22 protein-coding genes and 1 riboswitch are annotated in these 26,665 nt (G+C 56.8%); of the genes, 10 read left to right on the top strand and 12 right to left on the bottom strand.

The genetic code is table 11. The annotated features are described in order from the left end of the window. The first annotated feature begins 9 nt into the window (after window positions 1-9). The 9 genes from kdsB (at window position 10) to EJ361_RS24540 (ending at window position 15,821) form a co-directional block, all read left to right on the top strand. A complete protein-coding gene (kdsB, locus tag EJ361_RS24580) occupies window positions 10-747 on the top strand; it encodes a 3-deoxy-manno-octulosonate cytidylyltransferase (protein ID WP_126249232.1) in 738 nt (245 codons plus the stop codon). Window positions 748-770: 23 nt separating this feature from the next. Continuing rightward, window positions 771-1,847: an iron-containing alcohol dehydrogenase family protein gene (locus tag EJ361_RS24575; RefSeq protein ID WP_126249231.1), complete on the top strand. Its 1,077-nt coding sequence runs from the start codon at window positions 771-773 to the stop codon at window positions 1,845-1,847. A gap of 76 nt (window positions 1,848-1,923) precedes the next feature. Further along, window positions 1,924-2,421: a hypothetical protein gene (locus EJ361_RS24570; protein WP_126249230.1), complete on the top strand. Its 498-nt coding sequence runs from the start codon at window positions 1,924-1,926 to the stop codon at window positions 2,419-2,421. A gap of 44 nt (window positions 2,422-2,465) precedes the next feature. Next, complete coding sequence (locus EJ361_RS24565) at window positions 2,466-2,846, top strand: group III truncated hemoglobin (RefSeq protein ID WP_126249229.1); 381 nt, start codon at window positions 2,466-2,468, stop codon at window positions 2,844-2,846. Window positions 2,847-3,180: 334 nt separating this feature from the next. After that, on the top strand, window positions 3,181-3,693 hold the full coding sequence (locus EJ361_RS24560; RefSeq protein ID WP_126249228.1) for a DUF4402 domain-containing protein: 513 nt from the start codon (window positions 3,181-3,183) through the stop codon (window positions 3,691-3,693). 127 nt (window positions 3,694-3,820) lie between these two features. Then, a complete protein-coding gene (locus EJ361_RS24555; RefSeq protein WP_126249227.1) occupies window positions 3,821-4,639 on the top strand; it encodes a fimbrial biogenesis chaperone in 819 nt (272 codons plus the stop codon). A gap of 45 nt (window positions 4,640-4,684) precedes the next feature. Continuing rightward, complete coding sequence (locus EJ361_RS24550) at window positions 4,685-12,649, top strand: hypothetical protein (protein WP_126249226.1); 7,965 nt, start codon at window positions 4,685-4,687, stop codon at window positions 12,647-12,649. A gap of 5 nt (window positions 12,650-12,654) precedes the next feature. Further along, entirely contained in the window at window positions 12,655-13,176 is a 522-nt protein-coding gene (locus EJ361_RS24545) for a DUF4402 domain-containing protein (protein WP_164714415.1), read from the top strand. After that, window positions 13,173-15,821 carry a hypothetical protein gene (locus tag EJ361_RS24540; RefSeq protein ID WP_126249224.1) on the top strand — a complete coding sequence of 883 codons (2,649 nt, stop codon included), beginning with the start codon at window positions 13,173-13,175 and terminating at the stop codon, window positions 15,819-15,821. The genes EJ361_RS24545 and EJ361_RS24540 overlap by 4 nt, the downstream gene beginning before the upstream one ends. On the opposite strand, the gene EJ361_RS24535 is transcribed toward EJ361_RS24540, so the two are convergent. From EJ361_RS24535 to thiS, 9 genes are all read right to left on the bottom strand, one after another. Further along, window positions 15,818-17,029 carry an MFS transporter gene (locus tag EJ361_RS24535; RefSeq protein WP_126249223.1) on the bottom strand — a complete coding sequence of 404 codons (1,212 nt, stop codon included), beginning with the start codon at window positions 17,027-17,029 and terminating at the stop codon, window positions 15,818-15,820. The two genes, EJ361_RS24540 and EJ361_RS24535, sit on opposite strands and share 4 nt — an antisense overlap. A 69-nt stretch (window positions 17,030-17,098) precedes the next feature. Further along, on the bottom strand, window positions 17,099-18,217 hold the full coding sequence (gene thiH / locus EJ361_RS24530; protein ID WP_126249222.1) for a 2-iminoacetate synthase ThiH: 1,119 nt from the start codon (window positions 18,215-18,217) through the stop codon (window positions 17,099-17,101). 3 nt (window positions 18,218-18,220) lie between these two features. Then, window positions 18,221-19,015, bottom strand: a complete 795-nt coding sequence (locus tag EJ361_RS24525) for a thiazole synthase (RefSeq protein WP_126249221.1) — start codon at window positions 19,013-19,015, stop codon at window positions 18,221-18,223. Continuing rightward, a complete protein-coding gene (locus EJ361_RS24520; RefSeq protein ID WP_126249262.1) occupies window positions 19,000-19,614 on the bottom strand; it encodes a thiamine phosphate synthase in 615 nt (204 codons plus the stop codon). The genes EJ361_RS24525 and EJ361_RS24520 overlap by 16 nt, the downstream gene beginning before the upstream one ends. A 125-nt stretch (window positions 19,615-19,739) precedes the next feature. Next, entirely contained in the window at window positions 19,740-20,507 is a 768-nt protein-coding gene (locus tag EJ361_RS24515) for a hydroxymethylpyrimidine/phosphomethylpyrimidine kinase (protein ID WP_126249220.1), read from the bottom strand. Further along, a complete protein-coding gene (locus EJ361_RS24510) occupies window positions 20,492-20,827 on the bottom strand; it encodes a hypothetical protein (RefSeq protein WP_126249219.1) in 336 nt (111 codons plus the stop codon). The genes EJ361_RS24515 and EJ361_RS24510 overlap by 16 nt, the downstream gene beginning before the upstream one ends. Next, window positions 20,824-21,495 (bottom strand): thiamine phosphate synthase, encoded by a 672-nt coding sequence (locus EJ361_RS24505; RefSeq protein ID WP_126249218.1) that lies wholly within the window; start codon window positions 21,493-21,495, stop codon window positions 20,824-20,826. The genes EJ361_RS24510 and EJ361_RS24505 overlap by 4 nt, the downstream gene beginning before the upstream one ends. Next, window positions 21,492-23,303, bottom strand: coding sequence for a phosphomethylpyrimidine synthase ThiC (thiC, locus tag EJ361_RS24500; RefSeq protein ID WP_126249217.1), 1,812 nt, complete (start codon window positions 23,301-23,303; stop codon window positions 21,492-21,494). The genes EJ361_RS24505 and thiC overlap by 4 nt, the downstream gene beginning before the upstream one ends. A gap of 523 nt (window positions 23,304-23,826) precedes the next feature. Continuing rightward, window positions 23,827-24,030, bottom strand: coding sequence for a sulfur carrier protein ThiS (gene thiS, locus EJ361_RS24495; RefSeq protein ID WP_126249216.1), 204 nt, complete (start codon window positions 24,028-24,030; stop codon window positions 23,827-23,829). Between the two features lie 50 nt (window positions 24,031-24,080). Beyond that, window positions 24,081-24,182: riboswitch (TPP riboswitch) on the bottom strand. 163 nt (window positions 24,183-24,345) lie between these two features. On the opposite strand from thiS, the gene EJ361_RS24490 reads away from it, so the two are divergent. Then, window positions 24,346-24,834 (top strand): lipocalin family protein, encoded by a 489-nt coding sequence (locus EJ361_RS24490; protein ID WP_126249215.1) that lies wholly within the window; start codon window positions 24,346-24,348, stop codon window positions 24,832-24,834. Between the two features lie 317 nt (window positions 24,835-25,151). On the opposite strand, the gene EJ361_RS24485 is transcribed toward EJ361_RS24490, so the two are convergent. The 3 genes from EJ361_RS24485 to EJ361_RS24475 all read right to left on the bottom strand — a co-directional run. Beyond that, window positions 25,152-25,430 (bottom strand): hypothetical protein, encoded by a 279-nt coding sequence (locus EJ361_RS24485; RefSeq protein WP_164714413.1) that lies wholly within the window; start codon window positions 25,428-25,430, stop codon window positions 25,152-25,154. 8 nt (window positions 25,431-25,438) lie between these two features. Then, on the bottom strand, window positions 25,439-26,278 hold the full coding sequence (locus tag EJ361_RS24480; RefSeq protein WP_126249213.1) for a sterol desaturase family protein: 840 nt from the start codon (window positions 26,276-26,278) through the stop codon (window positions 25,439-25,441). Window positions 26,279-26,571: 293 nt separating this feature from the next. Next, the coding region (locus EJ361_RS24475; protein ID WP_164714262.1) for an IS3 family transposase at window positions 26,572-26,665 on the bottom strand (94 nt) is incomplete at its 5' end.

The following is a 26,665-nucleotide window of genomic DNA, read 5'->3' as shown; positions in this document are numbered from 1 at the left end:
ATTCCCGTCATGAAGAAAATCGCATTGATCCCGGCGCGCTACGCCGCCAGCCGGTTTCCCGGCAAAATGATGGCAGTGCTGGCAGGTAAAACCATCATCTGGCGGACCTACGAGTCTACCAGAGACACCGGCGTGTTCGACGAAGTAATGGTGGTGACCGACAGCGAAGTCATTTTCGAAGAGATCACCCGCAACGGCGGAAAGGCCATTATGAGCAAACGCGAGCACGAAAGCGGATCCGACCGCATCGCCGAAGCCGTGGAAGATATGGACGACGTGGAAATCGTGGTGAACGTACAGGGCGATACGCCTTTCACCCGGAAAGAACCGCTGGAAAAACTCCTGCAGGTTTTTGAAGGGGAAGCAGGAAAAAATGTGCAGGTGGCATCGCTCATGCAGGAACTGAAAGACTGGAAAGACATTGAAGACCCCAACTTCGTGAAAGTTGCGGTAGACAAGGATTTCAACTCGCTCATGTTCTCCCGCTCCGTGATCCCCTACCCGCGCGACAAAAACGTGCCTACCGTGTACTACGAGCATATCGGCATATATGCCTTCCGCCGCCAGGCGCTGCTCCGGTTCACGCAAACGCCCATGACGCCGCTCGAAGCCGCCGAAAAAGTAGAATGTTTGCGATATCTTGAAATGGGAATCCCCTTGAAGATGGTCGTAACCGACTATATGGGCGTGGAAATCGATACGCCGGAAGACCTGGAAAGAGCTTCCCGCCTGCTGGACCAACCGTAAACACAAAAAATCCGGGATATAACATGAAATTCAGAAATTTTAAACTGGTAGGATACGTCATTTTCGGACGAGGTGCGTTTAACCAGCTCGACGAGATCATTGCGCCGCGCCGCAAAGGTGATGCGCCGATGATATTTTTTGTGGACCATTTCTTCGAAGGCAACGAGCCTTTCCTTTCCCGCATTCCCTTGCGCGGGAAAGACAAGGTCGTTTTCATAGACGTGACCCATGAGCCGAAAACCACTTACGTAGACCGCCTGCGCGACGAGCTGAAGGCCGGGTTCGGCGAAGTGAGCGGCATCATCGGCATCGGTGGCGGTTCTACCATGGACATGGCCAAGGCCGTGGCCCTGATGATGACCAACCCCGGCTCTTCCGCCGATTACCAGGGTTGGGACCTCGTGAAACAGCCTGCAGTGTATAAAGTAGGCATCCCCACCCTGTCGGGCACCGGCGCCGAAGTGAGCCGCACCACCGTGCTCACCGGGCCTACCCGTAAACTGGGCATGAATTCCGACTTCACACCGTTCGACCAGATCGTGCTCGACCCCGCGCTCATCCACAACGCGCCGGTGAACCAGCGGTTCTACACTGCGATGGATTGCTACATCCATTGCATCGAATCCCTGGAAGGTACGTTCCTCAATGCTTTCAGCCGTTCTTACGGTGAAAAGGCGCTGGAGCTTTGCCAGGAAATTTATTTGAAGAAAGACCGCTGGGACGAAGACTCCGACGAAAAACTCATGATGGCCTCCTACGCCGGCGGCATGAGCATCGCATATTCGCAGGTAGGCGTGGCCCACGCGGTGAGCTACGGCCTCAGTTATCTCCTCGGCACCAAACACGGCGTGGGCAACTGCATCGTGTTCGATAAACTGGAAGAATTCTATCCCGCCGGTGTGAAAGAATTCAAGCAGATGGTAGACAAACACCAGGTCGAAATCCCGCAGCATATCACCAAAGGCCTCAGCGACGCTGATTTCGAAACGATGATCGACGTATCCATGGGCCTGGCGCCGCTTTGGGAAAACGCACTGGGTAAAGACTGGCAAACACAAATGACCCGCGACCGCCTGCGCAAGCTGTACGAAAAACTGTAAGCTGCACGAGCAAAAACATATCCCAAGAGGCTGCAGGCGCTCCGGCGATGCAGCCTCTTTTTTCAAAACCGAACACATGGACAAACTCGAAAAACTCACCCGGGATTATGCCGCCGTGCTGGAAAAAGTGAAAGAACGCCGCGCCGCCTGGCAGCAGAAGGCCAAGCCGTTCCTCATCCAGTACCTGAACGAAGTGACGGCCCGCTTCCCGCTTAAATGGAAAGCCGGCGCCAACGAAATGATGCAAAGCCTCGAGGCCGTATACCTCGTGTTCGATCATGAGCCCAGCGGCATCGTGGAACAGTCGCCCTTCAGCGTAGTACAAAAGATGAAAATCGGGGGCTTTTTATCGTTTTCCCAGACCCGCAACGGGCAGATCGTGGTGTGGATCAGCTTTCCGTTCATCGACGGGATGTCTGAAGAAAAGCCGCGCAACGAAACATTGGAAACCATTGAACCTGAAGAGCTTATCCCCGAAACGATCGACCGTTTCATCGGGAAGTTCCTCGATGAGATGATTCAGTGGGAAGACGATGCGCGGGACGAGATCGGGTTTATCCGGCAGCGGGATTGACCTTCGTCATCGTTTAATCACACCTGTTGACCGAACTTTGCGATATGGAAGACATCAGAAGCATAGACGATATCAAGCTGCTGGTAAACAGTTTTTACGACAAGATCCGTCTGGATGAAGTATTGGGGCCGATTTTCAATGAGCGCATCGCTCCGGATGCGTGGCCCGCGCACCTGGAAACCATGTATAAATTCTGGGGCACGCAGCTGCTCGGGGAAAAGGAATATTTCGGTGCGCCCTACGCCAAGCACCGCACCTTGCCGGTAGACCAGCCGCATTTCGAACGCTGGGTGGGGCTTTGGCATGGTGCCGTGGATTCGCTGTTCCAGGGGCCGCGTGCATCCACCGCAAAAGTGAAAGGCGCCTCCATCGCCCAGATTTTCTTAGGGAAAATCCGTTTCGAAAGAGGGATTTTCGGGGAATAACGTAGCCCTTTTACACACCCCGGCGCACTGACTTCTGATAACCTTTGCAGTGTGTATATTTATTTTATCAATTTAGCGACTTTTGTTATGTGAGGCATTGGCCTGTCCTGCCATTGTTGTTTTGACCGTTTTCACATCTCCCCGCCGGCGCTCCGCCGGCTATGTCCTGCATTTTGGCCCGCAGATTGAGGGCTCGTATGTCCGGGCATTTTGTACCCGCAACCTTTCCAGGGAACGATTGTTAATGAAAATAAGATCAACTATGCTTTGAAATCGACTGATGGGTTGTTTCCCTTAACCGCTACCCTCATGTATTAACCGAAAAACTGGAATTATGAAAACGTCCACGCTTTTATTCACCATTTCAGCTGTTGCGGTCCTTTCCCTGCCTTCCCGCGCGCAGGAATCGGCTACCGCCACCGTAACAGCTACGATCGTAGCACCGATCACGATCACGAAAGATATCGACATGAATTTCGGGAATGTGGCTGTGCAGTCTTCTACCGGCGGAACCGTGTTGATGACCCCGGCGGGCGTGCGGAGTACCACGGGCGGAGTGACCCTCCCCACCACCACCGGTACCGTAGCCGCCGCATCTTTTACCGTAACGGGCGTGGATGGCTATACGTACAGCATCACCCTCCCTACCGCAGCGGTTACCATTACCAACACCGGCGGCAACACGATGACCGTGACGGACTTTACCAGCTCTCCCTCCAGCCAGGGAACCCTGAGCGGCGGATCGGAAACGCTGACCGTTGGCGCCACGCTGAACGTGACCGCCGCGCAAGCTCCCGGTACTTATGTTTCCGCAACTCCATTCACCGTGACGGTGAATTATGATTGATTTTTTCCTGTAACAGCCTGTCTATAACCGAACCGTCTTTGAAAAACCTGTGACCGCAAACCGCCGGTCTGGGCCTTGTTTTTTCTAAACCCGGGAACGAATGTCCACCAACAATCACCAAAATTCAATGCGCTTATTTTTCGTAGGCCTGTTTTCCTGCATATTTATTCTACCCCCCGCGCTCCGGGCCCAGGGCAACCTCCTGATCACCCCGATGCGCATCGTATTTGACGGTAAAAAGAAAGTGCAGGAAGTGAACCTCGCCAATACCGGAGATGATACGGCACGGTACCTTATTTCGCTGATCGAGATCCGCATGAAAGATAACGGAACGTTCGAGCAGATCACCAGTGCCGATACCGGGCAGCGTTTCGCCAGCCCTTTCGTCCGTTATTTCCCCCGAAGCGTTGTTTTGCCACCCCGCGAAGCGCAGGTAGTAAAGCTGCAGTTGTACAATACGAGCGAACTGGACAACGGCGAATACCGTTCCCATCTCTATTTACGCGCGGAGCCCAACCAGCCCGCGCTCGGTGAGCCGGAAGACCCTCCGGGCGATCCGGAAGGGATTTCCATCAAACTGACGCCGGTATTCGGCATTTCCATCCCCGTCATCGTCCGGAACGGCGACCAGCATGCGGATGTAACTATCGACAGCCTGGGCATTATCGGGAAGGGCGATACCGCGAAACTGAAAGTCATTTTCAAAAGAAGCGGGAATATTTCCGTGTATGGCGATATACGGGTGGAACATATCAGTCCGGACGGGAAGCGCAGCGGCGCGGGGCTCGCGAAAGGGGTGGCGGTATATACGCCTAATGAGCGGCGGAGCATCCTGTTGCCGCTCAAAAAAGGGCCCGATTACTCGAAAGGCCGGCTGGAAGTAAGTTATGGACCGGAAGAAACCACGGACCCGCCGCTGGCGCGGGCGGCGCTTCCCCTGCGATAGTATCAACGGCTGTGCGGCCCGCCTGCAGGCAATTAACTCCATGGAATGAAAACCGTTTACAATAAGGTAATTTTAGCGATCGTATTCTTGGCCGGCATGGCCTGGCCGAGCTTTGCCCATGCGCAAACCACCAGTTGGAAAGGGACGGTCAGCACCAGCTGGTCGAACGCCTCTAACTGGACGAACGGTGTGCCCAACGCCACTACGGATGCGGTGATCGGGGATGCGAGCTTCACCGGTCTGTGGGACCCTTTCATCAATGCGAGCGCCGCCACGAAAAACCTCACGATCGGTGCCACGAACGTACCCATTCTGACGATCGCCAAAGCATTGACGGTAAACGGAAACCTGACGATCAATTCAGGCGGATCGGTGTCGCACCGCGGCGTTACGCTAACGGTAAAAGGCAACTGGACGAACGGGGGATCCTATACCGGAACTTCTACATCTACCCGTGTCAATTTCGCCGGAACGGCACAGGTTATCAGCGCCACGGTTACCCCCACTTTCCGGCGGATCAGTATCAACGCCGGCAGCACGGTAACGCTTCAGTCGAACATCGCGGTGAATGTGGCCATGACGGTCAGCGGCACTTTCATGCCCGCGGAGGCCGTGCCTCCCGCGGTTTCCGGTAGCGGCACGCTGACGGTAGACGCTACCGGCATCCTGAACGTGACGGCGGCTACCTACGCGGGCAACTACGCGAATACCGGCACCACTACCCTTTCTGCGGGGGCGGTTGTTGCCTATAGCGCCACCACGCGCGCGCAGACGGTCAGGAATAACCTCTCCTACTCTACGTTGCGGATCAGCGGCGCATCCACCGTCAAAACGCTGGCGGGCAATCTCAACAACCTGAACGCCACAACGGCGGCGGCGGGGCGCATAGAGGTGCAGTCCGGCACGCTCGACCTTTCCACGTTTACCGCCAACCGCGGCACCACTGTGACCGGCGGAAGCCTGACGGTATTCAACGGAGCGATGCTCCGGTTATCGGGTTCCAGCAACTACCCAACCGGTTTCGCGTCGAGCGATCTGCGACTGACCAGCACGGTAGAATATTACGGCGGCGCGCAAACCGTGCCGGCCCAAACTTATGGTAATCTATCGCTAACGGGCAATTCCGGTGCGGCGGTAAAAATGATGCCGGGCACGGCTTTCACGGTGGAAGGGAACCTCAGCAGTTCGCAGGGCACGGCCACCTCGGTTTCCTTTACCGCGGCATCCGCCATTACGGTGAACGGAAGCGTGAGTATCGGAACGGGGACCACTTTCAACGGCGGGAGCTTCATCCATAATTTTTCCGGGAGCCTTACCGTAACCGGGGTGCTGACGGGTAGTACCAGTACCATCCGGTTGGCGGGAGCAGGCAGCGTGATCGGCGGTGCGGGCACGCATAATTATTTCAATCTCACCATCGCGGCAACGGGCATTACCGTCGGGGCCGAGGCCGCGGTGAATGTTTCGGGGGATTTGACGAGCGTGGAGCCAGGTGCGTTCACGCATGCCGCCGGCGGCACTTTTACCATGTCGGGCACCGGCAGATCGATCACCGGTTCCAACTTTATTTTCGACAATCTTGCAGTGACGGGAACCGTCAGCAGCGCAGCCACCATAGAAGTGAGGGGCAATTTGACGGTGAACGGGACGTTCACGGGAACCGGCGGGAACATCCTCATGCCGGGCACGTCGAAATCCATCGCGGGAACGGGCAGTATAGTATTCGGGAGCCTTTCTTTATCGGGGACCATTTCCACCGCCATTTCTTTCACCGTCAACACCGCGCTGGACGTGAGCGGAACATTTACGGCCACCGCAGGAACGGTGACCTTCGCGGGAACGAGCAGTTTGCGCGGCACGGCGAACCTTTTCAACGCTACGGTAAACGGCACATCTTTCACCATGAACTCCAACGCGGTGCTGGGCGTGGCCGGCGCCTACACGGTAACGGCGGGAACGGTGGACGTGACGGCCAACATCCCCAATACCATAATTTACAACGGCACCGGCGCGCAGAACGTACGGGCCGGCACCTATCATCACCTGACGCTGGGGGGCGGGGGAACGAAGACGGCGCAGGGCGCCACTACGGCCAATGGGAACCTCAGCATCCTCAACGGCAGCACCTTCAGCAGCGGGGCCAATACGCATACGGTTTTCGGGAACTGGTCGAACCTCGGAACTTTCACGGCCGGAAGCGGCACCGTTTCCCTGAACGGGACGCAGACCGCAAACGTGAGCGGCAACAATACGTTCAACATCCTCACCATCAACAAAGCCGCCGCCACCACGGCCGTCAATCTCCTGAGCAACACCACCGTGGCCACGGTGAACATGACAAGCGGCTGGATGAATACCGGCACCAATACGGTCACGATCACCACAACCCGCAACAATTCCGGCATCATCCTCGGTTCCATCAAGCGGCAGCATAATTTCTCGATCGGAACGGCTTATGCCTTCGAAAGCCCGAATAACCTCATCACCCTGACCGGCCTCAATTCCCTTTCGTCTATCACCGTTACCGTCCGCCGCACCACGGTTTCCGACTTCCCGGCCGGTGCGAGCATCAACCGCGAATACACCGTCACTTCCGAAGGACTCCTCAACCTTTCGCTGGTGTCCATGCGGCTGCATTACGAAGACGATGAGCTGAACGGCAACCCCGAAGCCGTGCTGGGTATTTGGCGGAATGCCGGCGGCTCCTGGGCGGCATTGGGAAAAAGCGGCAACAGCACCACGAGCAATTACGTGGAACAGACCAGCCTGCTGACGCTGAACGGGCGGTACACGCTTTCCGGCACCGTGAACATCGCGCGGTGGAACGGAAAGATCAGCAACGACTGGCATACGGCGGGCAATTGGTCGATCTTGCAAGGTACGCCGACATTACCGCCCGGCCCCAACGATATTGCGGTGGTGGGCGATACCAATTTCGTGAACCAGCCGGTGATTTCGGCGGCGGTAAACATACAGGGGCTTTACTTCGGCAGCGTAAAAGCGGCCACCCTCAATATGACGGGCGGATCTTTGACCACAAGCGGCAACATCGCCGGCGTATGGACGCTCAACGCGATACACACCATCAATGCGGGGGACCAGAACATCACCGTGAACGGCGATCTTCAGCTGTCTGACGGTACGGCCGGCCATTCCATCAACATGAATGTCGGCAACGGCAACCTGGCGGTGACGGGCGGTGTTGCGCAGGCTGGCGATGCGGCGGTGAATGTTACCGGAAGCGGCAATTTCTCGATCGGGGGAAGTTATACGTATACGGGCGGAACGTTCACGGCGGGGACAGGAACGGTTACTTACAACGGCGCAGCCACGCAGACGGTGGCGGGATTGAATTATAATAACCTCACCATACTAAAGACCGCAGGCACAGCGCTGCTGGCGGCACCTGCCACGCTTGCCGGCGACCTGGCGGTCAATTCCGGGGAGTTCAATTTGAACGGGTCCAGCATCACCGCGCAAAACGTAACGATCGCCACAGGAGCCACCATGCAGGGAAGCACCGCCACCATCACGGCTTTTGGCAACTGGAGCAACTCCGGGACGTTCGTGCCCGGTTCGGGAACGGTGGTGCTCGCCGGCGCCAATCCGCAGACCATTTCGGCGACGGCCTTCAATAATCTTACGATCAATAAATCTTCCGGCGTTGCGGCATTGACGGGAAACACCACCCTGGGCGGAGACCTTTCAATTACGAGCGGAGGGCTCGCCTTGGGAACTTTCACCGCAAACCGGACCGCCGCCGGCGGATCGATGACCATGGCCAGCGGTACCACGCTGAATGCCGGCGGTGCGAACAATTTCCCATCCGGATTCTCTTCCTACTCGCTGCATGCGGCGAGCTCCGTGACTTACGATGGAACCGTAGCGCAAAGCGTGGCGGGGAACATCGCTTACGGGAATCTGCTGTTCAGCAACGGCGGCGGTGCGGCCAAGACGTTGCTGAATACCATTTCCGTGGGCGGGAACCTGACGATCAACAGCGGTGCCACCCTGGCCGGGAGTACTTATACCATCAACCTTTCCGGGAACTGGATCAACGGCGGCACCTTCTCGCCCGGTTCCAGCACGCTCACCCTGGACGGTGCCGGCAAAACCATTTCGGGAAACAACGTTTTCAACCGCGTAACCGTAAACGGCAGTTATACCGTGGCAGGCGGAGATATCACCTATAACGGATTGCTCAACATCACTTCCACCGGTTCCTACGACGCGGGGGGCGGAACGGCCATCGTGAACGGAGACCTGACCAACAGCGGATCGCTCGTCAGCGACGGAACTACCACGTTCTCCGGCACCCAATTGCAAACGATCCGGTTCATAAATGCCGTAACCTCCAGTTCCACGGGCATCATCAATTTTAACGGCAACGTGGCGCCGGTCCTCAATTCCACCAGCCGGCCATCCTATGCAACGCTCAATATCAATAACACGGCCGGCGTGACGGCGAGCGTTGGGTGGGATGTGTTCGTCGCCTTCAACATCTCCAGCGGCGCCACCTGGAATTCGGGAGGCGGCACGCACAACATTTACGGCAGCTTTACCAACGATGGGACCGTGACCAGCGGCGGTACGATCAATTTCCTGCCTGCCGTGCCGCGTACCATTCAATTAGCCGGCACCGGGTTTTCCAGCACCGGCACCGTGGTTTTCGGCGGTACGGGCGCCACCACCGTAACCGGATCGCCCACTTCGATGAACAACGTCGTTATCTCGAATTCCGCCGGTGTAACGCCGTCTGCCAATTGGGGCATGACAGGCAGTTTCCAGATCGCCAACGCCGCCATCTTCAACGCGGGCAGTTATACCTTCACCGTAGGCGAAGACCTCGAGAGCAACGGCACCCTCAACGGCGGAACGTCTACCTTCGACCTGACTTCCACCTCCGGCGAGGGCAGTTTATCCGGCTCGCCCGGCACCACTTTTTACGACCTCGTCATCTCCGGGACCATTTCGGCCGGGTCGGACTACAACGTCAGTCATGACTTTACCAATAATGGCACCTACGACGGCGAGCCCGGTACGCTGACCATGACCGGCCCCATTACGGGTACCATCACCAGCGCTTCCCTCGCTTCCTTCGACCTCGCTTATTTTACGATCGCGAAAGACCCCGGCGGCATCGTGACCCTCGGCAAACCGTTGACGGGCGTTGTGGCGATGGACGTGTCGCAGGGGATTTTCGATATCGGCGCCAATACCATTACCGAAAATGCGGGATTGATGACGCTGGAAAACGGCGGCCGCCTCATTATCCGCGGCACCAACTCGCTGCCGGCATTTACGGATTACAGTGTAGACACGCTCAGTACCGTGGAGTACGCGGGCAGTACACAGGCGATATCTTCCGCCACCGAATACGGCAACCTCGTGATTTCCGCGGCCGGTAACAAAACGGCTTCCGCCATCCTCAATATCCTGAACGATTTTACGTTGACGGCCGGCACTTTCATTCCCGGCGCTTTCGCTGATACAATAGGCGGCAACTGGACCATGTCTGGCGGAACGTTCACCAATACCGGGTCTACCATGGTGTTTGCCGGGACCGGGACGCAGCAGGTGTCTGCCATCGCGCCATTCAATCATTTCACGGTGAATAAAACTGCCGGGTTCGTGCAATTGGCGACCGACGTCACAGTGAACGGAACGCTGAATTTCCTGGCCAAGAACATCCGGACGGGAGACATGACCGTTGTTATGCCCACGGGCAGCAATGTTTCCGGCGCCGCCCAGGCCACGGGATGGGTTTTCGGCAATCTGCGGAAACAGGTGGCCACCGGCACGGGCGTTGCGCGCACGTTCGAAGTAGGCGACAGTCTCCGGTACGCCCCCGCAACGCTCACTTTCGCCAGCGTGGGCACGGCAGGAACGGTAACCGCCAGAACGGTGGGCGCCGATCTGCCAGATCTGAATCTATCCGGCATGGACGCCGCGAAGAGCGTGAACCGGTATTGGGATTTTACGAACGCGGGCACCGTTTTTACCACCACCGCCGCCACGCTCAACTGGAACGCCGCCGATGTAGACGCGGGCGTCAACACTTCGAACCTGCGGGTGACGAACGTAGCCGGGGCGGTACGCACTTTGCCGACGGTGAATTCAACAACAGCCACGTCCATTGCGGTGTCTGGCGTGGGCACTTTGGGAATGATGGCCGTGGCGGAACTGATCGCCAGCATCAACTGGTCGGGCGATCTCAGCACCAACTGGTATACCACCGGCAACTGGACGGGCGGAGTGGTGCCCTTGCAAACGAGCAACGTCGTCATCCCCACCGGCAGGCCCAATTATCCGAATGTTACCACCGGCACCGCCACCGCGAACGATCTGTCCATCCAAACCGGCGCGTCTGTGACGGTAAGTACCGGGCTGCTGCGGATCAGCGGCGCGATGACTTCCTCAGGAACATTCACCGTGAACGACGGCAGCATCGAGTTGAACGGGGCCGCGGCGCAATCCATCCCGGCAGGCATCTTCGCCGGCAACGAAATCCGGAACCTGACGGTCAATAATACCGCGGGCGTTTCCCTCGGCGGAACGCTCCTCGTCAACGGCATCCTGAAAATCACGACAGGGCAACTATCTGCCGGAAGCTTCCTCACGCTCGGTTCCTCCTCGGCCCGGACGGCGCTCATCGACGGGGCGGGCGGCGGAACGGTTACCGGCACCGTTACCATGCAACGGTATGTGCCAACCGGCTTCGGATACAAATACCTCGCATCCCCCTTCCAGGCTGCTACCGTCAATGAACTGGCCGACGAAGTGAACCTTGCTTCCACGTTCCCGCTATTGTACCGGTACGATGAGAATAAAATTTCTTCCGGCTGGACGGCCTATACGACCGCCGCATCACCCCTGGTGCCGATGCGCGGGTATACCGCCAATCTCGGAACGTCTGCCTCGCCCGTGACGATCGATATGGCGGGAACGGTGAACGACGGGGCGGTGAACCTCACGCTGGAAAACAATAACCAGCCATATACCAAAGGGTTCCAGCTTGCTGGCAATCCCTACCCCTCGCCTATCGACTGGAATGCGGCGACAGGGTGGACCAAAACCAATATCGACGATGCGGTTTATTACTTCAACGCCAGCGCCACCGATCAATACGGGGGCACGTATAGTTCGTTCATCAACGGGATTTCCAGCGATGGGGTGGCGAACAACGTGATCGCATCCATGCAGGCCTTCTTCGTACATGTCAGCGACGGGACCTATCCGGTGACGGGGACATTGGGTGTCACCAACGCGGTGAGGATCAACAACCTGACGCCCGTTTTCCACCGGAAATACCCGAAAAACGCTCCGTTGCTGCGGTTGTCGGCCGGCTTTGCCGACGAAGGGCAGCCGTCTGACCCGGCGGTCCTGTATTTCGATACGGCCGGCGTTCGCCGGTTCGACAAGGAGCAGGACGCGCTGAAGATTTACAATACCGACAAGCGTGTGCCCAACCTGTTCGTGCAGATGGCAGACAGGCGGGAAGTTTCCGTGAAATCCTGGCCCGTGTTCATCGATACGGCAGACGTGATCGCGTTGCGGCTCGTTACCGAGCGAAGCGGTATGATCACCTTCCGGGTCGAAAACCTGGAACGGATGCCGGCAGGCAGGAATATCTATCTCTACGATTCGGCCATGAAACGCAGTCTGCAACTGGTTCCGGGCGCGCAGTACCGGCTCGATCTGCCTTCGGGCGACCATAAAGATCGTTTTTACCTGTTGTTCGCGCCGCGAGGAGCGGTGGGGGCGAGCGAGCCCGAAGGAGAATATTACGCTTATGTTTCCGGCGGACAGCTGTTTGGATATTTCGCTCACGCGCCGGGAGACCGTTGTACCGTTACCGTTACGAACATGCTGGGCCAGGAGCTGTACCGGAAAGCGTTTTCCGGTGCGGGCCGCCATGCGCTTGGCAGCGGGTACAGCGGAGGGGTGTACATCGTCAGTTTCCGGACCGGCGAAAAAACGGAGAACAGAAAAGTATTGATCAAAAAATGACCGGCATGAAAAGGGCAATCGGCAATATACGGCAATTGTTTACCGCGATGGGGATCATGATATCCCAACTGGCCATGATGGCGAATGCGCGGGCGCAGGAGCCGCCGCCCCGGCCAATTTCCGTGCACGTTGACCCCGGTCAGGGGCTCATCTTCGGCGCGTTTTTCCTCGGTACGAGCGGCGGAACGGTCACCATCAACCCAGACGGGTCGCGGGTGATCATGGGCAGCATCGTGGGCGCCAACCTGGGCTACCCGTTTTCTCCCGCTATTTTTGAAGTGCTGGCGAACCAGGGGACGCTCATCCAGGTGATGCGCGGGCCGGACGCCATCCTTACCGGCAGCAACGGCGGAACCATGACGATGCAGATCGGTACGCTCAGCACCGGCGATCAATTCATCACAACGGCGCAGCCGCCGACGAGGAACCTCGTGCGGGTAGGCGGCATCCTGACCGTAGGCAGCCCCTCGGCCAACCCGGTTGGCGCCTACAGCGGAACGTTTCAATTAACCTTTATCCAGGAATGACCGGTTGCCGTCATATCGTTTTGCTGTTTAGGGCGCTACGGCGCCTGGGGTACCTCCTTCCGGTATGGCTCGCATTGCCGGCCGTGGGGCTGGATAAGGAGAAAGACGATCCGCCGGTACTGTACGAAACGTCCGTTTACCTCGTGGTGCAAGGGATTGGGGGGATAGAAGTGCCGGCGCTGGTGAATGAAGACACCGCTTACCTTTCCGTTACCGACGTGTTTGATTTTCTCAAGGTCAAACATGTTTATTCTTCGATGAAGGATTCGCTGACAGGGTATTTCGTTTCGGAAAACAATCCCTACGTCATCGATATGACTGGCCAGCGGATTCATTACCAGGACAAACATTTCCTCCTCCGTCAATACGACGTGATCCGCTCCGAAACGGGGTTTTACCTGCGCCTGGAGTTTTTCGGTTCCGTGTTCGGCCTTCCCTCGAAATTCAATTTCCGCAACCTGTCCGTTCACATGAACGCGACGGTGGAGCTGCCGGCCGTCAGGGAGCTGAAGCGGCAGCAAATGCGGGAAAACATGCGGCAGTTGCGGGGCGAGCTGAAGGCGGATACGGTCATTAAACGGTCCTGGCCCCTGTTCCGGTTCGGAATGGCCGACTGGTCGGTCATCACCAATCAGCGAGACCCCGGCGGCAACGATACCTGGCTCAACCTCCGCGCGGGCGCAACAGTGGCTGGCGGCGAAGCTACCGTTTCCCTCAATTACAATAACTATGCAAAACAGCAGGGCGGCGATTTCAAGAACAGCAACATCATCAAGCCCTTCGATCACCGGCAGCAATTTTACCGCTGGCGATACGTAGACAACGACCGGCGCGCCCTCCGGCAGGTGGTGCTGGGCAAAATATTCATTCCCGCCATTTCCTCGCTGTTCGACCCCGTGGTCGGCGTGCAGGTGACGAACGCACCCACTACTTACCGCCGCTCTTTCGGAACGTATACCCTTTCCAACGTCACCGAACCGGGGTGGACGGTGGAGCTTTACGTCAACAATGCTTTGGTGGATTACACGACCGCCGATGCCAATGGATTATATTCCTTCCAGGTGCCGCTGGTGTATGGGAATTCGCAGGTGAGGCTGCGATTTTACGGTCCCTGGGGCGAAGAAAGGATGCTGGAAGAAAACGTGAGCATCCCCTTCAGCTTCCTTCCCAAAAACGAATTCGAATACACCGCCAGCGCGGGATATGTGGAAGATTCCGTCCACAGTTTCCTCACCCGCGCACAGGGCGGATATGGCGTCACGAAATTCCTCACGATGGGCGCTGGCGTGGAATATAAAAGCACCATTCCCGGGAACAATACCATCCCGTTCGTGACTACCTCCGTGCGGCTGGCCAATAACCTGCTGCTGAGCGGGGAATATGCGCACGAAGTGCGCGGAAAGGGCCTGCTGTCGTGGAGATTGCCCGCCAGCATCCAGATAGACGCGGAATTTACGCGCTACAAAAAAGACCAACGCGCGATCATTTACAATTTCCGGGAAGAAAGGAAACTCTCGGTCGCGAAGCCGTTTTTCACCAAAGGCATGTCCATTTTTTCACGCATCACTTTCAACCAGCTTATTTCTGAATATACCCGATATGCAACCACTGAACTGCTGCTTTCCGGCGCGGTGGGAAAAGTGGGCGTGAGCGTTTCGAACTATGCCGTTTGGGTGCGGGATACCGATCCTTTCATCTACAGCAACTTCGGCCTGTCGCTCCGCCTACCGGGCAATTTGCTGGTGATGCCGCAGGTCCAGTATGGCTATACAGACGGCCGGTTTATTTCCGCACGCTGCGAAGTGGGCCGTTACATTTTCAAACGGGGATATCTCAACATGGCGTACGAAGAGAATTTCCGCGGAGGCGTTCGCCTGTTCCAGGCGGGCTTGCGGTGGGATTTTGCTTTCGGGCAGATGGGCCTGTCCGTTTTAAAAGGCAATAAATCCACCACGGGTGTGGCATCCATGCGGGGCAGTTTCGTGCATGAAGGAAAAACGGGCTATACGGCTTTCAGCAACCGCAGCCAGGTGGGAACGGGCGGTCTGCTCCTTTGCGCTTTCCTCGACCTGAACGGCAACAACAAAAGGGATAACGGGGAACCGCGCGTGCAGGGGCTCCGAATGTCGGTAAACGGCGGCAGGCTCATCCCGCGGCTGGAAGACACGGCCGTTCTTATCATGGAAATGGAGCCCTATGCGCGGTACGTGATGGACCTCGGCAGAAGCAGTTTCGACAATATTTCCTGGAGGATCCGGAACCCCGTCATCAGCGTCATGCCCGAGCCTAATCAGGTGAAACTCGTAGAAGTGCCCGTGGTGGTGGTGGGTGAAGTGACGGGGCATGTGTTGTTCCAGGACCACGACCGGCGCCGGGGCATGGGCCGCATCCGGGTGGATTTCGTCCGGGAAGACGGGACCGTTTTCACGTCGGTGCTATCCGAGCAGGACGGGTTCTACAATTTCCTCGGCCTGCCGCCCGGCAATTACATCGTTAGGCCAGACCCCGGGCAACTAAAGAAGCTCGGCCTGGCGGCCGTTCCCGCCCAGATTCCCGTGCATATCGACGCAGGCCGCGAAGGCGATGTGGTAGACAAAGTGAAGTTCGTGCTCCAGCGGGTCTCGGAATCGGCCGTCCGGTTTTAGCGGTTGCGGTAGTGGGATTTGATGGATTTCCGGGCGAAACGGACGTATTTGTTGCGATAGACGAAAAACAGGTAAATGGTGGCGAGGAAAGTAACGCCGGCCATGATGTAGAATACTTTGGAGAAGTGCGCCGGATCGTTGCCGTACCATTCGGCGGAGAAGAACGCCCCCAGCCCGATGCCCGCCTCCAGGGCTATGTACATGCTGCCCAGCGCGCGGCCCCTGTGCTCGGGCAGCCCCAGGTCGATCGTCCAGGCCGTTACGGCCGGAGAATTCAATCCCAGCGAAACCCCGTACAGCAAAGCGCCCGTTAACAGCACCGCAGGCGTATGCGCCACCCCGATCACCACCATGGAAATGGCCATGAGCGTGGCCGAGATTTTCAATATGGGAACGCGGCCAAACCGGTCGGAAGTTTTGCCGGCCAGCAGCCGGATGCCGATGGAACTGGCAGTGAAGAAAGTGAAGAAAAGCCCCTTGTTCTGCAATCCCAGGAAAGCACTGAAATCCGGAATAATGGTCAGCAACGCGCCGTAACTGAAATAAGTGAGGAAAGTGATGACCACAGGCGCCATCACAGCCGGTTCGAAGATTTCGTGACGGGAAATTTTGAGCAGCGCCGGGCGGAAGCTCTGCCGGTTGTGCAGCGTTTCCTTCATACCGATGAGAATCACGACCGACAATAACGCGAAAACCGCCGAGATCTGGAACATGGTCACGATGCCCCAGGCATTGGCGATGGAACCACCGATGGAAGGCCCCAGCGACAATCCGATGGTACTGGCCAGCCCTACCATGCCCATGGCCTCGCCCCGGCGGTTGAAAGGAACCATGTCTGCCACATAGGCCGACGTGCCGGTGGGCTTGAAGCCGGTCGAAAAGCCGTGGAAGAAGCGCAGCAGCAGGAAAGCGCCCACACCGCTTACCAGCGGGTACAACAGGCTGCAGATCACACAAACCACGGAACCGAAAACCATCACGGGGATCCGGCCGATGGTGTCTGTCAGCTTCCCGGAAAAAGGCCGGCTCAGACCGGCCATGAGGGTGAAAAGCCCGATGATGTAACCTTTATAGTCGGCGCCGCCCAAACTGGTCAGGTAGGCCGGCAATTCGGGGATCATCATGTTGAAACTGGCGGAGAAAAGCAGGTTGCTCAGGCAAAGCAACCCGAATTGAAGCGTGTAAATCTTCCCACTCGACTGGTCCATACCGCAAAGTTAGCCTCCGGAAAGCAATTCCAACCGGTTGTCAAAGAAAATTGTCCACTGCCCCGCTTTTCACGCCCCAAAGTCGTCCCAATCCTTCCAGACCGGGCTGTAGCCGTGGCTTCTGATCATATCGGCGACCACGGCTGGACTGCGCTCGTCAGAAATCTCGAATTGCTCCAGCGACGAGGGTGCTGCCGCATAGCCTCCCGGGTTGGTCTTGCTGCCGGCGCTCATGGTGGTGATCCCGAGCGGAACGAGGTGGTCGCGGAAGCGGGGGCTTTCGCGGGTGGAAAGGCTGAGTTCCACGTCCGGGTTGAAAAGGCGGTAGGCGCAGATGAGTTGCAGCAGTTGCCGGTCGCTCATGATGGATTTTGGCGGGAGCCCGCCGGAAAAGGGCCGCAGCCGCGGGAAAGAAATGCTGTAGCGGGTTTGCCAGTACGTCCGCTGGAGGTAATCGAGGTGCAATGCGGTGAAAAAGCTGTCCGTCCGCCAGTCTTCCAGCCCGATCAGCACACCCAGCCCGATTTTATGGATACCCGCGCGCCCAAGCCTGTCGGGTGTTTCGAGGCGCCATCCGAAGTTGGATTTTCGACCTTTCGGGTGATGTTTTTTATAATCTTCTTCGTGATAGGTTTCCTGGTAAACGAGCACGGAATGCAGGCCCAGGGGTTTCAGCGCACGGTAATCTTCTTCTTCCATCGGCTGCACTTCGATCGACAATTGCGGGAAATGCTGCCTGAATATGGGAAGCGCCCGTGAAAAATAATCCATGCCCACGGTTTGCCAGGCTTCGCCGGTCACGAGCAGCACATGTCCGAACCCCATGGCTTTCACCACTTCTATTTCGCGGAGCATTTCGGCGCCGGTGAGGGTTTTGCGGCGAAGGGGGTTGTTCAGGCTGAAACCGCAATACGTACAAATGTTCTGGCACTCGTTGGAGAGGTACACGGGTGCATACAGTTGAATGGTTTTGCCGAAGCGTTGCTGTGTGAGCTGCATGCTGAGCGCCGCCATGCGCTCGAGGTAAGGCGCGGCGGCGGGAGACACCAGGGCCATGAAATCGTCCAGTCCGCGGCGGGGCCGGTTCAGGGCGTTTTCCACGTCAGCCGGCGTTTTGGCGTAAATGGCGTTTTTAACTGCGTCCCAATCGTACCGCCGGAAAATATTTTCGAAAGAATGTATGTGCATCGTTTAGTCGGCTACGTTAGTTTCCAATGCTTCATCCAGGAACGCGAGAACCGGACTGCTGGCTTGTGCACGGGTTCCGGCCGCGGGCAGGCCTGCGAGGTAGGCGTTCCTTCCTGCTTGTACTGCGGCTGCGAAAGCAGCGGCCATGGCCACGGGATTTCCCGCTATGGCGATGGCGGTGTTCACCAGCACGGCGTCTGCCCCGAGCTCCATGGCGGCGGCGGCGTGGCTGGGTGCGCCGATGCCGGCGTCTACCACCACCGGTACCTTGCTTTGCGCTATGATGATTTCGAGGAAATCTTTCGTCCGCAGCCCCCTGTTCGACCCGATGGGCGCTCCCAGCGGCATAACGGCCGCGGCCCCGGCAGCTTCCAGGCGTTTGCAGAGTACCGGGTCGGCATGGATGTAGGGCAATACGATGAATCCTTTGGCGGCGAGGGCTTCCGTGGCGGCGAGGGTTTCAATGGGGTCGGGCAAAAGGTAGCGTGGGTCTGGATGGATTTCCAGTTTCAACCAGTTTGTTTCCAGGGCTTCGCGTGCAAGTTCGGCGGCGTACACGGCTTCGCGGGCGTTGCGGACGCCGGAGGTGTTGGGCAACAGCCGGAATTGCGGGTGACGGAGGTGTGCGAGCAGATTGTCGGGTTGATGGCCGGCGTCTACGCGCTTGAGGGCAACGGTCACGAGTTGGGAGCCTGATGCGAGAAGGGCTTCCTCCATGGTGGCGAGGTCGCCGAATTTTCCGGTGCCGGTGAAGAGGCGGCTGGAGAAGGCCTGGCCGGCGATTATGAGTTCGTCCATATGCTATCGAGTATTTGTTGCACGAGGGATTTTTTATCCGGTGCATGGGTGATCAATCCGGATACGGCGATGCCGTAAACGCCGGTGTCAAGGAGCGCAGGAATGTCTGCCAGCAGAATGCCGCCGATGGCGATGATGGGCACGTTGGGCCGGGTGGCCATCAGCCTGTTGTAGCCGGCCAAACCGAGAACAGGACTGAGCTTTTCTTTGGTGGTGGTGAACCGGAAGGGGCCGTAGCCGACGTAGTCCGCACCTGCTGCGGCGTGGGCGAGCACATCTTCGGGCGTATTGGCGGTGCCGCCGATGATGGCCTGTGGCCCGGCGATGGCGCGGGCTTCGGCAACGGGCATATCCTGCAACCCAACATGGACGCCATGTGCGCCAACGGTTTTTGCGATGTCGGGATGATCGTTGATGGTGAGCATGGCGCCGTATTGGCGGCAGATGTCCATCGCCTGGAATGCCGCGGCGGAAGCATCGCCGCTTTTCACGCGGAGCTGAATCCAGCGGCAGCCGGCTTCACAGGCGGCGAGGATATTATCGGCGTGTGATGCGGTGGCCGTTTGTTGCGAGATGTAAAGTAATCGTTCCAACTTCATCATGTTTTCGGAGAATTTCTCGGTTTTTATAATCGGGCGAAATGTTTAAAACCCTGTTCTGCATTTGTTTTCAAGTGTATTATGGTGACCTCCGTTTTTCGGAGCATATAGCCTCCCCTGATTTTTCAACCGGGATTTTGTCTAATATGCTCTCGTTCCGGTGAATGCCATCCTACGAGTTCCGGGCTGCTCATCAGGTAGCGGTAGGTGTAATCCTTTCCTGCGCTGCAGGCTGCTTCCAATGGTAGTCCGCTGGCCATGGCGGCGGTGATGGCGGCGGAGAGCACGCAACCGGAGCCATGTTTCGGAAATGCGTTGGTGGCTGACGGGGCGAAGTCTGTTGCGGAATCGGGGAGAAAGAGGGTGTCTACACCGGGTTTGTCGGGCCGGTGTCCGCCTTTGAGCAGCACTGCGCAATGTTGAGCCATTTCCCTGGCGCCGGCTTCGCCATCGGGAAGCCCGCTCATGGCCACGGCTTCGTCGTAATTCGGTGTGAGCAAAGTAAGCGATGGAAGTACGGACGCCCAATGTGCGTGAATGGCGTTATGGAAAACATAACCGGCCGATGCGCGCAGCACGGGGTCGAGCACGAATGCGATGCCGGGGCGAACGGCGCGTAGTGCGGCGATTACTTCCGCGATCGTTTCGGGGTGGGATACGATGCCGATTTTGCAGTAAACCACCGGGTATTGTTGCACGAGCGGCAATGCCTGGGCAATGATATTGTCGGCGCTGACCCATTCCACGCCGAGGAATTCGGTGTCGGTTTGAACGGTGAGTGCGGTGCAAACGCCGAGTCCGCGGAGGTGCCAGGCTTCGAAGGTTTTGATGTCGGCGAGGAGGCCCGCTCCTCCCGAGGGGTCGAGGCCGGCGAGGCTCATGGCAAAAGGCATGGTATGTGGGTTTTTAATGGGTGAAAGAAATATGGACGTACGTGGTTGTGTGGGTGCTGGCCTGTTGTGGCTGTTAAAGCCATGATGGAAGAACTGAAAGATGCAGTCAACTTGCTGTGGATGTTGAATGGCGGCGCCGTGTAGCTGCTGCGTACTGGCCGTTTTCGGCAAAGGGTGAGGCGTGCCGTAATTCGGGTGGAGATGTTTCCGGCAGCGTTTTGCGCGGAAGGATATTCCATCCGGGGATACTTTGCAATCAAACCAATAGTGATCGGTGTGATAGCATGCAGTGATCGGGTTTCCTGCTTCAAATCCTTCATACGCCAGGGTTTAATGGGTGAATTGAATTTTTTTGGAACGGCCATGCGTTGATCAAAGAGGAAATGATTTCGCGGATGCGACCGGGGTCTTTCCAGGCCGCGCCCAATACAGCTGCGCCGCAGAACCCTTTTGCCTGGGCTTCTGCTATGTTTCCGGCATGAATACCGCCGATGGCAATGGCGTTCGGAGGGATCGAATAGAAGGGCCGGGCATTGTAGCCGGGTTTGGAGATGCTGTCGAACACGGGGCCCATCAGCACGAAGTCGAATCCGGAAATGTCCATTGAATCGTCGTGAATGGAAGTGCTGACCCATTTGCCGGACTCGCGGAGTTTCCGGATTTCGTAGGGCGCTGTATTTGCGCGGGCGTCTTCGCTGAGGTGGACGCCTTTCAGCATGAAAGTTTCCACCAGCGAGGGGAAAGTAGCGACGATCACTTTGGCGCGAAGTTGTTTGGGTAAGCATTCCAACCACCGGGCATAGTCGCTTTCGTGCCAGCCGGGTTTACGGAGCAGGAGGGTTTCCAATCCGGCTTCGAATGCGGATTGGACGACCTCGTGTTCTGACAGCGCTTGACCGGCTGGTTCGGGGAGCGGCGTTATCAGGTTTTCCCGATCCCCGTGCTTTTCCGGAAAAGGAAACTCAGGTGCTGTGATGAGCCAGATCATGCGTAGATCTCCCCTCCCCTGGCGGTGAAATCTTTCGCTTTTTCGGCCATGGCCGCATCCCTTTCCGCATGCTCGCGGACTTCCTGCGAAATCTTCATGGAGCAGAACTGCGGTCCGCACATGGAGCAGAAATGCGCCACCTTCGCACCTTCCGCCGGAAGCGTGGCGTCGTGGTAACTACGGGCGGTATCGGGGTCGAGCGATAAGTTGAACTGATCTTCCCACCGGAACTCGAAGCGCGCCTGGCTGAGCGCGTTGTCCCGATGCTGCGCGCCCGGATGCCCTTTCGCCAGGTCTGCCGCATGTGCCGCCAGCTTGTAGGTGATCACGCCCTGTTTTACGTCATCACGGTCAGGAAGGCCCAGGTGTTCTTTCGGTGTAACGTAACACAGCATGGCCGTGCCGTACCAGCCGATCATCGCCGCGCCGATAGCGGAAGTAATATGGTCGTAGCCAGGGGCAATGTCGGTAGTGAGGGGGCCGAGGGTATAGAAAGGCGCTTCGTGGCAATGTTCCAGCTGCTTGTCCATGTTCTCCTTGATCAGGTGCATGGGCACGTGCCCCGGTCCTTCGATCATTACCTGCACATCCTGCTTCCAGGCGCGGTGGGTCAGTTCGCCGAGGGTTTCCAGTTCCCCGAACTGCGCCGCATCATTGGCATCCGCGATAGAGCCGGGGCGCAGGCCATCGCCCAGGGAAAAGGAGACGTCGTACGCTTTCATGATTTCACAGATCTCGTCGAAATGCGTATAGAGGAAGTTTTCCTGGTGATGGGCGAGGCACCATTTCGCCATAATGGAGCCCCCGCGCGAAACGATGCCCGTCATCCTTTTGGCGGTCAATGGAACGTAACGGAGCAACACGCCGGCGTGAATCGTGAAATAATCGACGCCCTGTTCGGCCTGTTCGATCAATGTGTCGCGGAAGATTTCCCAGTTGAGCGCTTCGGCTTTGCCGTTCACTTTTTCCAGCGCCTGGTAAATAGGAACGGTCCCGAGCGGGACAGGACAGTTACGGATGATCCATTCGCGGGTTTCGTGGATATTTTTGCCGGTGCTGAGGTCCATAATGGTGTCTGCACCCCAGCGACAAGCCCATACCGCTTTTTCCACCTCCTCTTCGATAGAGGAGCTGACGGCGGAATTGCCGATGTTGGCGTTGATCTTGACGAGAAAGTTGCGCCCGATGATCATGGGTTCGCTTTCCGGGTGATTGATGTTGGCGGGGATGATGGCCCTGCCTGCGGCGATTTCGCTGCGGACGAACTCCGGCGTAATGAGCCTGGGCGCATTGCCCGTGCCGCGATGTTGTTGCCAAAGCGGGTCGCCTTCCCGGAAAGCGGCGTCTGCCCGTTGATTTTCCCGGATGGCGATGTATTCCATTTCGGGGGTGATGATGCCTTTGCGCGCGTAGTGCAGTTGGGTGACGTTGGCGCCGGGGCGCGCCTTGCGCGGCAATGGCGGTTCTCCCGTGCGCAGGTGCGCCAGTGCGGGATCGGCGAGCCGGGCACGGCCGTAGTCAGAAGTCAGTGCCGGGAGTGTCGTGACGTCTCCCCTTTCGTCGATCCAGTTTTCGCGGAACCGGGGCAGCCCTTTCGCGGGGTCTATGAAAATGGAAGGGTCTGTATAGGGACCGCTGGTATCGTACACGGTAACGGAAGGATTGGGTGTAGCAGCGCCGTGGCGGCCATGAGCGCGTGTGTCTGTCTGGGAGATTTCGCGCATGGCTACCTGGATGTCTGGCCTGGAGCCTTCTACATAAATCTTCTGCGAGGCAGGAAATGGTGTGCGGGTAATACGGTATTGCATGTTGAAAAAGATAAAAGGTTACGAATGGGCATGAGTAGGGCCTTACGTCCCGGAAGGGCGCAAAAGCGCGTTCGGCACCTTGCGATTAAGCGCGGATGCCGGTAAATAATAATTGATGTGCCGTGATCAGCGATTGCGGATCGCTACGCCGGAAACATTGTTGCTGCTTAGCTTTCAGTAGTTGGCGATGACGATGCGGATGCCTGTGTAAGCCAGCGATGGTGGATTGCCCGGTGGGAAAGCATTCCGGCGGTTGCCGGTTGTTGTTGCCAATGGTGCGTGTCCATGCCTGGCCTGCCAAACAATTCCCCGCAATGGAACATGGAAGCATCTCCGTTTACTATTGCCAAAGTAATCAGCAATGAAGATGCGTATGCCGGTTCAAATCATGAATGGCGATTTACCAGATGATTGTGTTCCTGTGCACGCGGGCAAAAAGCAGCACCAGCCCATGGAACGCGGCCCCGTCCAGAATATCTGCTGAAAACCGTATCGGCAATGCGCATCGCTGGGGGCAATCCCGTTATCCGCCCTGCGTGGCCTGGATAATGGTCACCTGATCGTCTGGCACTAGCAGGGTACTGGGCCAGTCTGGCCTCGGTATGACCCTTCGGTTCACCGCTACGGCGATACCTTTTCCGGTTGAAAGCTGAATAAACTGTAAGAGCGCAGTAACGGAGGTTTCCGGCTGCACCGCATAAAGTTTATTGTTTACAAGCACTTCCATGTTTGCAAGGAATTTAAGTGAAACAATAAACTTTAAGGATGTGAGAGAAGGAGTTCAGTATTACTTTTCCCTACGGCAGTGTGAACTGCATCAGGTACTGAGGGTATCATCTCAGTTTTCCCGTTTCCGGAAAAACACCCCTAAAGTGATTACAAATCTAAGCGTTGATGAAACAATTTCCAAATGCTTCCCTGATCCGGCAGCTTTTGCCCAATTCCCAGGTTGGCGGAAATCCTGCACGGATAATTCGCGCTATCGAGACACAACCACCTGTTTAGCATTATCTTTGATAGGATTTATTAAACAACCATTCGTATGACCCGCATCCTCCTGCCAGCGATCCTCCTCCTCGCCGCCGCGTGCAACAACGGCGAAGGTGAAGCGCATAAAGACAGTGTAGCCGTCACCGGAAGCGACACCATCTTCATCGAACGGCCGCTGGAGCCCGCCGTGGCATTGGATCCCGTGCATATCGACTCCTCCATCCTCCCCGGCCGATGGGTACAGCCCGCTGAAGGGGTAGACACGCTCCTCCTCGGGTTTCAACTCAAAAAAGGCGGCAAAGCCTCCTCCATCCAGCTGGAATCCCTCAAATACCAATCCTGGAGCCTCCGCAACGATACGCTCCTCCTCCACGGCCTCGCCGGCTATTCCAAAGCCGACACCACTTTCCTGCAGACAGACACCCTCCTCATCCGGGAGCTCTCCGACACCGCCCTCCGCGTACACCCCGTCAACGCCGCCGAAGGCCATATTGAAACCTTCAAACGACAAACCCCTTCCTCCTCAAAGAAACGCAGGTAATCAAGTTAAGGTGGCCGCGTCTGGAAGCAAAAACAGGCCATTCCGGCGAAACCTCGCCGGAAAATCTCCGTTTGCTCATAAATAGAAAGAAAATCATCCGCCGGCTACCTTTCCGGGTAACGGCTGCATCATCAGCGTTGTTTCATGGATATCGGGATAGGAGGACCGGCCATTCGGGTTACACATGGTCGTTTCGGCCAGGGCGTCAACAGGATAGTAACGCAAGTTCCCCGTTCAGGATTCGGGAGGTTCTTCATCAGGCGGGTATGGTTTTCACCATCGCCTAAGAGAGGAACTTGCGGTGCAGCTTGCGCTGTTTACAGGTTATACATTTGCCAGATTCCGATCGCAGTGGCTACGATAGCCAAAAACAAACCGGCAACGGTCATCTGCAATTCATCAATATTCTTGCGGGCAATAACGGCCGAAACCACGCAAAGCGTAACCCCCGCCGAGCCCATGTAAACCGATGCTTCGGGCGATTTAGTGATGAAAGCGAACGCAGCGGCAACTACGCCGATGAAAATGGATGCAAAACCTGCAATCTTGGGCAGACTTGTTGGGTGGTGCATTGTGTACGTATTATAAGTGATCAAAAAATTGGCTATTGGTGCAATCCTGTCTGTTGATGCTGCGGGTCCGCGACCGGCACATCTTCCCACGGTGTCTTCAGCAAGGGCCCGATCTGCTGATATCGTTCATCCAGGTACTCATCCAACCCGTATCGAAGGCTGGCCGTATCTTTCACGGTCACGAACGTGCCAAATAGGCGGTCCCAGATAGAAAATATATTGGCGTAATTCGAATCGGTCTCCGGTTGATAACGGCTGTGATGCACCTTGTGCATGTCTGGCGAAACGATCACCCAGCTCAGCGCCCTGTCTACCGCCTGCGGCAAATGGATGTTGGCGTGGTTGAACTGGCTCATGAAGGCGGAGATCGACTGGTAGAACATTACCATCCACATCGGCACGCCCATCGTGAAAATGGCCAACAGCAACGCGCCAACCCTGAAAACACTCTCCACCGGGTGATGCCGCAAAGCCGTGGTGGCGTCTACCGCCGTGTCTGTATGGTGGATTTTGTGGAAATGCCACATCCACGGGGTTTTGTGTTGTACCCAATGCACCAGCCAGGCCCCGATGAAATCCATCATCATTACCGCCAGCAGGCAATGCAGCCAAACCGGCATCCCGATGAGATATAACAGCCCGAATGGCTCACGGGCCGTCCAGTCAGACACTTTTACGATTACAAAGGCGAACCCCAGGTTTACCAGCGCTGTCGTCAGCGTGAAAAAAAGGTTCGTCCCCGCATGTTTGAACCGGTTATTCCGGAACCGCATCCTCGGGATCACGCCTTCGATCACCCAGAGGAGCACCAGCCCTGCTACCAGCATTGCGGTGCGGTAGTGAGATGGTATATGTTCGAAAAACTCCATCATTCATACCAGGGTTTCAGGTCGTGTAAGCGGACCAGTTATGAATTCTTACAGTTGTTCGCACTTAGAAATTACGACATTTTGCCCAATAGTGGCGGGTTTCAGCCCATATATTTCTTACAGCTGAAGGAAGGTTTTCATTCATAGATTTATTTATATAACAAGAAAAAATTAAGCGTGAAGGGAAAATGGGGTTTGGGAGAAAAATGCCGGAATTGTTTAATATATAATGGTTTTTCATGGGAAAATAAAAAGCCGCCTTTTTGTAGTGCTCCCAAAAGGTTGGACTTTTTAGATTAAGCGGCTTGAGTTCGATATTGTATTGGACTCAAGCCGTTTAGTTTTAATTTGATTCTGTGGTTATTGTAATAGTTTATGTACTCAATGATT

It is taken from the genome of Chitinophaga rhizosphaerae (assembly GCF_003958645.1).
Classification (GTDB): domain Bacteria; phylum Bacteroidota; class Bacteroidia; order Chitinophagales; family Chitinophagaceae; genus Chitinophaga; species Chitinophaga rhizosphaerae.
Note: the sequence above shows the minus strand (reverse complement) of the source record. Positions and strands in the feature narration are given on the sequence as shown.

Coding starts and splice junctions, on each gene's coding strand:
- kdsB (WP_126249232.1), top strand. CDS start 10: ATGAAGAAAATCGCATTGATCCCGGCGCGCTACGCCGCCAGCCGGTTT.
- thiH (WP_126249222.1), bottom strand. CDS start 18,217: ATGCACATACATTCTTTCGAAAATATTTTCCGGCGGTACGATTGGGAC.
- EJ361_RS24535 (WP_126249223.1), bottom strand. CDS start 17,029: ATGGACCAGTCGAGTGGGAAGATTTACACGCTTCAATTCGGGTTGCTT.
- thiS (WP_126249216.1), bottom strand. CDS start 24,030: ATGGAAGTGCTTGTAAACAATAAACTTTATGCGGTGCAGCCGGAAACC.
- EJ361_RS24515 (WP_126249220.1), bottom strand. CDS start 20,507: ATGCCTTTTGCCATGAGCCTCGCCGGCCTCGACCCCTCGGGAGGAGCG.
- EJ361_RS24550 (WP_126249226.1), top strand. CDS start 4,685: ATGAAAACCGTTTACAATAAGGTAATTTTAGCGATCGTATTCTTGGCC.
- thiC (WP_126249217.1), bottom strand. CDS start 23,303: ATGCAATACCGTATTACCCGCACACCATTTCCTGCCTCGCAGAAGATT.
- EJ361_RS24510 (WP_126249219.1), bottom strand. CDS start 20,827: ATGAAGGATTTGAAGCAGGAAACCCGATCACTGCATGCTATCACACCG.
- EJ361_RS24505 (WP_126249218.1), bottom strand. CDS start 21,495: ATGATCTGGCTCATCACAGCACCTGAGTTTCCTTTTCCGGAAAAGCAC.
- EJ361_RS24545 (WP_164714415.1), top strand. CDS start 12,655: ATGAAAAGGGCAATCGGCAATATACGGCAATTGTTTACCGCGATGGGG.
- EJ361_RS24520 (WP_126249262.1), bottom strand. CDS start 19,614: ATGAAGTTGGAACGATTACTTTACATCTCGCAACAAACGGCCACCGCA.
- EJ361_RS24480 (WP_126249213.1), bottom strand. CDS start 26,278: ATGATGGAGTTTTTCGAACATATACCATCTCACTACCGCACCGCAATG.
- EJ361_RS24565 (WP_126249229.1), top strand. CDS start 2,466: ATGGAAGACATCAGAAGCATAGACGATATCAAGCTGCTGGTAAACAGT.
- EJ361_RS24575 (WP_126249231.1), top strand. CDS start 771: ATGAAATTCAGAAATTTTAAACTGGTAGGATACGTCATTTTCGGACGA.
- EJ361_RS24490 (WP_126249215.1), top strand. CDS start 24,346: ATGACCCGCATCCTCCTGCCAGCGATCCTCCTCCTCGCCGCCGCGTGC.
- EJ361_RS24555 (WP_126249227.1), top strand. CDS start 3,821: ATGCGCTTATTTTTCGTAGGCCTGTTTTCCTGCATATTTATTCTACCC.
- EJ361_RS24525 (WP_126249221.1), bottom strand. CDS start 19,015: ATGGACGAACTCATAATCGCCGGCCAGGCCTTCTCCAGCCGCCTCTTC.
- EJ361_RS24570 (WP_126249230.1), top strand. CDS start 1,924: ATGGACAAACTCGAAAAACTCACCCGGGATTATGCCGCCGTGCTGGAA.
- EJ361_RS24560 (WP_126249228.1), top strand. CDS start 3,181: ATGAAAACGTCCACGCTTTTATTCACCATTTCAGCTGTTGCGGTCCTT.
- EJ361_RS24540 (WP_126249224.1), top strand. CDS start 13,173: ATGACCGGTTGCCGTCATATCGTTTTGCTGTTTAGGGCGCTACGGCGC.